Raw genomic sequence first — 2,238 nt, forward strand, 5'->3', positions numbered from 1 at the left:
AGGGCCGGTTGCGAGGCCAAAGCACTGCCGCAGGAGCTCCAGGCGCTGGCGGCTCTGGTCGTAGAGTTCGTCGGACACCAGCGCGACGCCCTGACGGTGATAGTGGTCGTCCCACTGGGCGAGCGTGGCGCGTAGTTGAGCGACCTCGGCGTCAACTTGCTGCCGACCCCAGTCGGGGCAGGGGGCGGCCCAGGCCAGCGGGGCAGTCAGCATCATCAGGGTGAACAAAAGCTTGATCAGCATGGCCAGCATCCTTGCATGGCGGAAGGGAGTTCCCAGCCTAGGCAAGTCTGGCGGCCCTTGCTGCGCCGCTGTTGTCAGCCGATATGTCACAAAAAAGCCCCTGCCGATTGCTCGGCAGGGGCTTTCGCACAGCGCTGCAGGAAAAATTACAGGCCGGCGGCGTCACGCAACGACTGGGCGCGGTCGGTGCGCTCCCACGTGAAGGTGGTGAAGGTGTCGTCGCCGACCGTCTTCTGCTGCGGGGTGCGGCCGAAGTGGCCGTAGGCAGCGGTTTCCTGGTACATCGGGTGCAGCAGGTCGAGCATGGTGGTGATGGCGTACGGACGCAGGTCGAAGCACTCGCGCACCAGCTGGATGATCTTCTCGTCGGAGACCTTGCCGGTACCGAAGGTGTTGATCGAGATGGAAGTCGGCTGGGCCACGCCGATGGCGTACGAAACCTGGATCTCGCAGCGCTCGGCCAGGCCGGCAGCGACGATGTTCTTGGCCACGTAGCGGCCGGCGTAGGCCGCGGAACGGTCGACCTTGGACGGGTCTTTGCCAGAGAACGCGCCGCCGCCGTGGCGCGCCATGCCGCCGTAGGAGTCGACGATGATCTTGCGGCCGGTCAGGCCGCAGTCACCCACCGGGCCACCGATGATGAAGTTGCCGGTCGGGTTGATGTGGTACTGGGTGCCCTTGTGCAGCAGTTCGGCAGGCAGGGTGTGCTTGACGATCAGCTCCATCACGGCTTCCTGCAGGTCTTTCTGCGAAACCTCAGGGTTGTGCTGGGTCGACAGCACGATCGCGTCGATACCCACTACCTTGCCGTTTTCGTAACGGCAGGTGACCTGGGATTTCGCGTCCGGGCGCAGCCACGGCAGCAGGCCGGACTTGCGGGCTTCGGCCTGGCGCTCGACCAGACGGTGCGAGAAGCAGATCGGTGCCGGCATCAGCACTTCGGTTTCGTTGCTGGCGTAGCCGAACATCAGGCCCTGGTCACCGGCACCCTGGTCTTCCGGCTTGGAGCGGTCGACGCCCTGGGCGATGTCCACCGACTGCTTGCCGATGATGTTCATCACAGCGCAGGTGGCGCCGTCGAAACCGACGTCGGAGCTGTTGTAGCCGATGTCGATGATCACCTTGCGCACCAGGTCTTCCAGGTCGACCCAGGCCGAGGTGGTGACTTCACCGGCGATGATGGCGACACCGGTCTTGACCAGGGTTTCGCAAGCTACGCGGGCGTATTTGTCCTGGGCGATGATGGCATCGAGGACGGCGTCCGAAATCTGGTCGGCGATCTTGTCCGGATGCCCTTCGGACACGGACTCGGAGGTGAAAAGGGAGTATTCGCTCATCTCGAAGGTTCCTGAAATTTACCGATGGTGTATGTCGCCAGCCGTGCGCTGGAAATGGCGGACCTGGATCTGGAAACCGTTACGCAAGCCCACGTACAGGCTGTCGCCGAGGGCCAGCCCGGCAGCGTTGGCCCAGCGGGCCAGGTCGTCCTGTTCGAAGCCAAGCCACAGGTCGCCGCACGCTTCCCGCGCCCACCCCTGGTCATGGCTGCAAAGTTCGGTGACCAGCAAGCTGCCGCCTGCCTTCACCCGATTGGCCAGCTGGCGCAAGGCCAGGGCCGGGTCGCTGAAATGGTGCAGGACCATGTTCAGCACAACGCAGTCGGCGGCCACATCCGTTGCACCCAGTGCATCGGCCAACTGCAGGTTCACGTTGTCGAGCCCTTCGCGCTGGCACACCTGGCGCGCCAGCTCGAGCATGGTCGGGCTGTTGTCCAAAGCGGTGACCCGGGCGAAGCGCCGGGCCAGGTCTGGCAGGAAGCCGCCGTCACCGGGGCCGACCTCCAGGGCGCTGGCAGCCGGGTCGAAATTCAGCTTGTCGAGCAGTGCCAGCAGGCTTTCGCGGTACTGCGGCAGGCCGGCAATAAGGTCTTGCTGGGCGCGAAACTTTTCTTCCACGCGCAAGAAGAAGTCCTGGCTGGTTACCGCGCGGCGCTGC

General features: G+C 64.6%; 2 protein-coding genes and 1 pseudogene. All 3 read right to left on the reverse strand.

Annotated elements, in window-relative coordinates; genetic code table 11:
- Positions 1-243: pseudogene (locus HP547_RS28395) on the reverse strand (DNA ligase B); the annotation flags it as partial.
- 146 nt (positions 244-389) lie between these two features.
- Entirely contained in the window at positions 390-1,580 is a 1,191-nt protein-coding gene (metK, locus tag HP547_RS28400; protein WP_172232944.1) for a methionine adenosyltransferase, read from the reverse strand.
- Positions 1,581-1,598: 18 nt separating this feature from the next.
- A partial coding sequence (locus HP547_RS28405; RefSeq protein WP_172288815.1) for a class I SAM-dependent methyltransferase occupies positions 1,599-2,238 on the reverse strand: 640 nt, incomplete at its 5' end.

This window comes from Pseudomonas sp. CM27, from assembly GCF_013179515.1.
In the GTDB taxonomy this organism is placed as follows: Bacteria; Pseudomonadota; Gammaproteobacteria; order Pseudomonadales; family Pseudomonadaceae; genus Aquipseudomonas.